Origin of the sequence: Hymenobacter coccineus, from assembly GCF_001816125.1 — a bacterium.
GTDB classification, from domain to species: Bacteria; Bacteroidota; Bacteroidia; order Cytophagales; family Hymenobacteraceae; genus Hymenobacter; species Hymenobacter coccineus.
The window spans coordinates 1-7,446 of record NZ_MDZA01000107.1 but is presented as its reverse complement, the minus strand read 5'-3'; the positions used below and the strand labels follow the sequence as shown (position 1 = coordinate 7,446).

6 protein-coding genes and 1 pseudogene are annotated in these 7,446 nt (G+C 63.1%); 2 read left to right on the top strand and 5 right to left on the bottom strand.

The window, feature by feature from the left end; translation table 11 throughout:
• On the top strand, window positions 1-702 hold a 702-nt coding region (locus BEN49_RS07765; protein ID WP_239691865.1), incomplete at its 5' end, for a DinB family protein.
• Between the two features lie 385 nt (window positions 703-1,087).
• On the opposite strand, the gene BEN49_RS07760 is transcribed toward BEN49_RS07765, so the two are convergent.
• Together BEN49_RS07760 and BEN49_RS07755 are read right to left on the bottom strand one after the other, a co-directional pair.
• Entirely contained in the window at window positions 1,088-1,726 is a 639-nt protein-coding gene (locus BEN49_RS07760; RefSeq protein ID WP_070742471.1) for an AlbA family DNA-binding domain-containing protein, read from the bottom strand.
• 145 nt (window positions 1,727-1,871) lie between these two features.
• Window positions 1,872-2,306: a DUF3127 domain-containing protein gene (locus BEN49_RS07755; protein ID WP_070742470.1), complete on the bottom strand. Its 435-nt coding sequence runs from the start codon at window positions 2,304-2,306 to the stop codon at window positions 1,872-1,874.
• A 149-nt stretch (window positions 2,307-2,455) separates the two neighbouring features.
• Between BEN49_RS07755 and BEN49_RS07750 the strand changes: the two genes are divergently transcribed.
• Complete coding sequence (locus BEN49_RS07750) at window positions 2,456-3,385, top strand: isoaspartyl peptidase/L-asparaginase family protein (protein ID WP_070742469.1); 930 nt, start codon at window positions 2,456-2,458, stop codon at window positions 3,383-3,385.
• A 113-nt stretch (window positions 3,386-3,498) separates the two neighbouring features.
• On the opposite strand, the pseudogene BEN49_RS25495 reads toward BEN49_RS07750, so the two are convergent.
• The 3 genes and pseudogenes from BEN49_RS25495 to BEN49_RS07740 form a co-directional block, all read right to left on the bottom strand.
• Window positions 3,499-4,050: pseudogene (locus tag BEN49_RS25495) on the bottom strand (AMP-binding protein); the annotation flags it as partial.
• A gap of 621 nt (window positions 4,051-4,671) precedes the next feature.
• Window positions 4,672-5,541, bottom strand: a complete 870-nt coding sequence (locus tag BEN49_RS07745) for a cyanophycinase (protein ID WP_070742468.1) — start codon at window positions 5,539-5,541, stop codon at window positions 4,672-4,674.
• A 198-nt stretch (window positions 5,542-5,739) separates the two neighbouring features.
• The coding region (locus tag BEN49_RS07740) for a M1 family metallopeptidase (protein WP_070742467.1) at window positions 5,740-7,446 on the bottom strand (1,707 nt) is incomplete at its 5' end.

Genomic DNA, 7,446 nt, shown 5'->3' with positions numbered 1-7,446 from the left:
CGCCCGCCCGCTGCCCCGTGGGTGCGCCTGCATCTCGACCCGCACCTGGCCCCCGCGCTGGCTTTGTCGGCGGCCGTGGCGGCGGTGCCGGCCAGCATCAACCAGCCGCCGCCGGCCCACCACGCCGTGGGGCCCCCGCCCGTTTTATTTGCAACAACCCCCGCCGCCATGCCCACCACCCGCCCCGAAGCCGGCGATTTTGCCCCATTCTACGAAAACTACGTGGCGCTGGTGCCCGTTGGCCACGACCCGCTGACGGCCCTGCGCAGCCAAACCGCCGAGGTACAGGCCACCTTCGGGGCCCTCACCGAAGCCCAGGCCCTCACCGCCTACGCCCCCGGCAAGTGGACGCCCAAGCAGGTGCTGCTGCACTTGGCCGATGCCGAGCGCGTGTTCACTTACCGGGCCCTGCGCTTCGCCCGCGCCGATAACCAGGAGCTAGCCGGCTTTGATGAAAACGCCTACGCCGACACCAGCGATGCCAACGCCCGCTCGATGAGCGACTTGCTGGCCGAATACACCGCCACGCGCGCCGCCACGCTGGCCTTGTTCGAGGGCTTCACGGAGGTGCAGCTCGACCGGCGCGGCACTGCCAACGGGGCAGCCGTGACGGTGCGGGCGCTGCTATTCATCCTGCCCGGCCACGAGCGCCACCACTTGCATGTGTTCCACGAGCGGTATGCCCCGGTGCTGCACTCGTAAATAAATTCCAAAGATTTTTTACCTTCGCCTCACACAACACGCGGCACTCGGCCGCGTTTTCCACCCGTTTCCATTCCTAACCCTGCTTTTCAACCATGGCCAAGAGCACCGACGCCCGCAAAGAGAAAAAGAAAGAGCCCGCTAAAACCACTAAAGAGAAAAAAGTGGAAAAAGACGAGAAGAAGCGCCAAAAAGACATGCGCCAGGACTAAATCCGAACCACGGATTTATCAGATTCGTCGGATTTTACGATAATTGCTTTCCGCATCCTTGTCCTGCCAACACAAAAAAAGCCCGTTTCAACGGGCTTTTTTGTGTCTAGAATCGTCAAATGGTGATCGTCCCCAAAATTCGACGAATCCGGCTAATCCGATAAATCCGTGGTTCAGACGGTGTAGTAGGGCTCCTTTTCCTTGTCGTGGTAGCGCAGGTAGCCGTGCAGTACCAGTTTTATCAACGTTTGGTAAGCGCGGCGCTTGCCAAAATTTACCAATTTCATGAACTGCGGCAGCGTGAGGCGGGGGTGGGTTTTGGCGTACTCGATGGCTGCTAACTCGTGCCGGGTTAGCGGAATGCGCTCGAAGCGCGGTTCAGTATCGGTGGGAGGGGCCTGGCGTTCGAGTACTTGCTCGGTGAGGCGGCTGGTTTGCACGCTCTGGTCGCGCACCCGCACGTAGCCGCGCCAGTCGCCGGGGGCCACCTGGGCCCGGTGGGGTTTGGCAGGGCTTTCGGGCACCGTTACCACCAGCACCGTACGTCCGTCGGCCTCCACCTCGCGGAAGTGCAGGTCCATCAGCGGTGGCTCAATATGGTGAACTGCAGCATCGCGCAGCACAAATAGCTCCTCTTCGGCATCGCGCACGCCCACAACCCGGCCCGCATCGTCGACGCCAACCAGTACGTGGCCCCCGCGCGTGTTGGCCAGCGAGGCCAACGTGCGCGAAATGCGGTGCACGTGGGTGGTTTTCTGCTTAAACTCCAGCGTTTCACCCTCGCCGCGGGCAATCATCTCGGCTAACTCCATGGGCCCCTATACGCGGGCCGCAAACAAAACGTGCCGCCCCGGCAAAACTGGAGCGGCACGTTTCAATAATCTTCTCGCTTTTACGCAAACCCGGTTCAATCTGACCGAGTAACGAGCTAACAGCTAACAGCTAACAGCTAACAGCCTAGAAGGGCAGGTCGTTGTCGTCGTCGCTGGCGATGGGGGCGGCCGAAGGCTGAGCCCGCAGGGTGGGGTTCTGGTTTTGAGCGGCGGGGCGCGGGGCGGCTTGCTGCTGGGGCTGGCCGCCGTAGTTGGCCGCGCCGCCACCACCTTGGGCGGCACCAGCGGGCTCGATGCGCCAGGCTTCCAGGTTGGTGAAGTACATCATCTGGCCGTTTTTGTTGTAGCCGCGGCCACGCAAGTTAAAGGCGATTTTCACCTCGTCGCCCACTTTAAACTGGTCCACTAGGCTGGTTTTATCCATCACCAGCTGGAACTTGATTTGCTCGGGGTATTGGCCATCTTGCACTTCCAGCACAAACTCGCGCTTGCGGAATTTCTCGCTGATTTGCTGCTCGTCGAAAATCTCAATCAGGCGGCCGGTTACGTCGTAAGCCATAAAACTTGGTCTTTTGGTAGGGTTGAAACTAGAACATCAAACCTACGAAAAAAATCCCTGTTTTGCCCGATTTTGGCTGGCACGGGGCCCCCGCCGCTGGCCCGTTACCTTTGCTACCGTTCGCCTTTTCCTTCCATAAAAGCTTCCCTATGCTCGCCCTGGCCATCCACGGCGGCGCCGGTACCATTGCCCGCGCCGCCCTCACGCCCGCCGCCGAAACCCAGTACCGCGCCGCCCTGCAAGCGGCGCTGGCCACCGGCTACGCCGTGCTGGCCGGTGGGGGCCCCGCCCTTGACGCCGTGGAGGCCGCCGTGCGTAGCCTCGAAGACTGCCCGCTGTTCAACGCCGGGCGCGGGGCCGTGTTCACCCACGAGGGCCACCACGAAATGGACGCCGCCCTGGCCTGCGGCCGCACCGGCCGCGCCGGGGCCGTGGCCGGCGTGCGCCAGGTGCAAAACCCCATCCGTGCTGCCCGCCTCGTGATGGACGCCACCGAGCACGTGCTGCTGGCTTACCCCGGCGCCGACGAGTTGGCCCGGGAGTACGGCCTGCCCGTGCAGCCGCCCGCGTACTTCTTCACCCAGCAGCGCTACGACCAGCTCCAGGAGGCCATTGCCGCCGGCCGCATGCAGCTAGACCACGCCGCCGCGCCCGCCGCCGACCCGAACTGGAAAAAAGGCACCGTGGGGGCCGTGGCCTGCGACGCCCGCGGCCACCTCGCCGCCGCCACCAGCACCGGCGGCATGACCAACAAGCGCTACGCCCGCATCGGCGACACGCCCCTCATTGGGGCCGGCACCTGGGCCGATGCCCGCTGCGCCATCAGTTGCACCGGGCACGGCGAGTACTTCATCCGGGCTGTAGCTGCCCATGACGTGGCCTGCCTGATGGAATACCGCGGCTTGAGCCTGGCCGAAGCTACCCGTGTGGTAGTGCACGACAAACTAGCCCCGGCCGGCGGCGAGGGTGGCCTCATTGCCGTCGACGCCTTGGGCAATTTGGCATTGCCTTTCAACTCGGAAGGCATGTACCGGGCCACCCTAACGGAGCAAAGCGAGGCATTGGTGGCTATTTATTAAACCGCTGGGTCCCGTAATTAATTGCGTCAGCTGACTAGTTATAGCTGTCTAGCACGTTTTGCAGCGTATTGGCAATTTCAACATTGTGGGGTGGAGCAAACAATAAATTGTGCTCACCGAGAATTTCCTGGGCGTCGAGCAGGCGGGCAAATTTCGCCACGGCCCCGATAGGCTCGCGGGTAGCAGCGCGGCGAGCCCGTCAGCCGCAAGCCGCACCGACAGCATGCTACCGCCGGGCAGCTAGCCCACCAAGCGGCCCCTAGTGTAGGGGGGCGGTCGAGCCGGAGGTGAACAGCACGTAGGCCAGGCGCGGGGCCCCTACTGGCCGGCGCGGAAGACTTTGCGTCGGCCACCACGCGCAAGCCGAGCGCCGCGAAAAGTGCCGTTTCGGCCGTAGGGGCCAAGCATATTTCCAGGTGGGCACTGCCGACAAACTGCTGCAGGCGCGGCCCTGGGTACGTGGGATCGAGCGACGAATAGGCCTTGCCCGCCTTTAGCACGCCCAGCACGCTCACTACCATGTCCAGGCCGCGAGTGGTGCTGATGCCCACAAATTTGGCCGCGGGCGCGTGGTGCAGCACGGCCTGGCAGAGGCGGCAGGCGCGCTCGTTCAGTTGCTGGTACGTGAGAGAAGCGGTTCCGAAAACGACGGCCACGCGGCCCGAACAAGTAGCTGCGGCTTACCTAAATAAGGGGTGTACCAGCCGCGGTGAGAGCGATATTTTGCCCTTTTTTGGGCTGTCAGCATCGATAGCATCCATATTTGATAGGGGCGGGTCAAATCAAACTAAACAAAAACATAGGCAAAGAATTGTGTTGTTTTACAAATAATATAATTATAACAAGATTTGCTAAATAATTTAAGCGTCATAGAATCTGTAGATGTAGCATTTAATTCGTTTTGTTTTCTACAGAAAATAAGTGGCCGGCTACATTCAGATTACGCACCCGCAGTTGCCTAAGCGCGGCGTAGGGTCAGCAGGTGCCCTGTGCCAGGACAGTAGAGGGCGCGAGGTAGATAACAGGCCCCTTATTGTCTCTTAACCTATTAGCCCTCTGCATAGAGCTGCCAATTCAGTTGCTCCCATTGCTGGTTGCCGCACCGCTCACTGGGGGGCCATTAAGGAATGCACGGCGCTGTGATAGTAGGAGTAATAAAAATGCCTCAGCGTAGCCATAGAATGGCTACCGCTGAGGTACGGAAACAAGCTATTTAAATAATTAAGTATATAATAAAATTAATTAAAATAAATGTAATTAAAAATGATAGCTAACAGGGTTTGCCTTTAGGAAGCCTGGCTGACGTAGAATTTCCGCTCATCGATGTGGTATACGTTGCCCTTGGCTAGCACGTGCATGGTGAGGTTTTCGATGGATAAGGCCGTGCCTTTTTTGGCGGCGGCGGCATTGTTGTGCACGATGTTGTGGCCGTCGAGGATGATGACGAGGTTGGAGCCGATGGTTTCGACCAAGTTGCCGCCGGTGATGAGTACGCCGGTGTCTTCGCCCAGGCCGATGCCGATGAGCTTGGGATAGAGGCTCACGGCCTCGATGAGGCGGCCGAAGCGGCCGCGCTTTACGAAGTGCGAGTCGACGATGGCGGAGGGGAGCAGGCCCAGGCCGGGGCCCATCTTCACGGCGCCCTTGAGCAAGGCGTCGGGCACGGAACCGCCCCGGATCATGTGCTGCGACATGGCCATGGCCCCAGCGCTGGTACCGGCAATCACGAAGTGGGTTTCGGCGTAGTAGCGGCGCAGCATGGCGTCGAGGAAATCGGTTTCGCCGAACATCTCGCGCAGGCGGCCCTGGTTGCCGCCCGAAAACATGACCACATCGGCGGCCAGCAGACGGTCGAGGTACTCGGGCTGGCGGGCGTCCGCCGGGGTGCGGATGTCCATGATGCCCACGTTGTGGCAGTTGAGCATAGCGAAGGAGGCCGTGTAAATGGGCCCCACTTCCTGCGGAATCATGGAAGCGGTGGTGACGACCTCAATGCGCGGGTCGTCTTTGCCCGACTCGGACACGACGCGCTTGAGGATGCCCAGCTCGAAAAAATTCAGGTAGTACTGGCGGCGGGTGCGGGGATTGGGATAGGTGCCCTTGTCTTCGTTGCCGCCAATGGCGATGAGCTTGCCCAGGGGATGAGTGGTTTTCAACGGAAATAAATGTCAACTGAAAAAATAACAACCGGGGCGGGGCCCCGGGGTTGAGCTGGTTGCGGCAAAGGTCGGGCCAGCCGCGGGCAAACCCGCACATAAACTGCTACAGTTGCCCACCGGCTCTTGCCACCCCGGTCGCTAGGGCCCCAGACCGGCCCAAATTGAGTGCCCAATTCCCGGCGTTCAGAATGCACCCTATATATAAGGAGTAGCAGCGCCCGCCGCCGGCCCCTCGGCCAGGAGCGCGTCGAGGGTGGTGGTGGCCACGGCGTGGTAGTTGGGGCGGGCGGCAGCGTAGAGCCGGCGGGCGCGGGCGGGGCCCCCGGCCGTGGCCAGGAGCGCCTGGTACAGGGGCACGATGAACTTGCGCCGCCCCACGCGGAGCAGGAAGTTTTCCAGCGCCACGTCGGCACTGCCGTAGCCGGCCCGCACGGTGTGCGGAAACCACGCCGCTAAAAGTTCAGCGTTGCCCGAGGCCGTGAAGTGGAACGCGTCGTCGAGGGCCCCGAGGCTGGCCGCCGAGAGGGTGGGCGGGAGACCGCCGAGAAAGTGTACCCACTCGTGGCTGCTCCACCCGGCGGTGGTGGGGGCGAGGGCGCCCGGCGCGGTGCCGGCGGCCAGCTGGGCCAGGGCCCCGTCCACGGCCGCGAAGCGAGCAGCGGCTACAGGCACCGCCGCCGCGGGCAGGCCAGGGCCATCTACCCAGGCGGCCAGTTCGACGTCGGCTTCGAGGCCGGGGGTGGCGTCGAGCAGTTCGGTGCGCAGGTACGCAACGAAGGCGTCGGTGCTCATCGCCTGGAAGCTGAAGCGGGCGAAGTACTCCGTAATAAAGTCGTCGAGGCGGGGGCGGCCCACCCGGGCCTCCAATGCCAGGAGCAGAGCGCACCCTTTCTCGTAGGCAATTTCGGTGAGGCCGTCGTCGGGGTCGCGGCCGGCCAGGTGCAAGCGCAGGTGGGTGTCGGGGCTGGTGGGACCCAGCTCGGCAATGGTGTGGGCGAGGGCCGCGCGGCCCAGCACCTGGAGCATGTCGGCGTAAGGCCGGCCGTACAGCTGTTCCATGATGCGGCGCTCGAAATACACCGTGAAGCCCTCATTTAGCCAGAAATCGTTCCAGTTTCCATTTGTAACCAGGTTGCCGCTCCACGAGTGGGCCAGCTCGTGGGCCACTAGGCTCGTCAGGCTGCGGTCACCGGCTAGAATGGTGGGAGTTACAAATGTTAACCGGGGGTTTTCCATGCCTCCGAACGGAAAGCTGGGCGGCAGCACCAGCAAATCGTAGCGCTCCCAGCGGTAGGGCCCGTAGAGCTGCTCGGCGGTGGCCACCATTTGCTCCAGGTCGGCAAACTCGTAGGTGGCCGCGGCCAGCGTGGCCGGCTCGGCGTACACGCCGGTGCGCCCGCTGAGCGGGGCAAAGGCGAGGTCGCCCACAGCCAGGGCCATGAGGTAGGCCGGGATGGGCTGGGCCATGCGGAAGCGGTAGGTGCCGCTCGCCTCAAGGCGCTGTGGGTTTTCGGCGCTCATCAGCGCCAGCAGGTGGGGTGGCACCCGCACGGTGGCTTCGTAGGTGAAGCGGATGCCGGGCGAATCTTGGCACGGCAGCCAGGTGCGCGCCAGAATGGCCTGCGACTGCGTGAAGAGGAACGGCTCGGTGCCGGCCGTTTGCCCCGGGGCCAGCCACTGCAAGGCCGCCGCGCCGGGCCCCGTGCGGTAGCTAACAGTGACGGCCGCCGTGCCCGGCGGCAGGGCAATGCGCAGGGCCTGGCCGAGCACGGGGTCGTCGGGGCCCAACTCCCAGGCCAGGGCGGGGCCCCCGGCGTGGGGCCCCGCGGCCACGGCCTCGATGGCCAGGCCCTGGGTGTCGAGCACCAGCGCATCGGCGGCGCTGGCGGGCGCGGCCAGGTG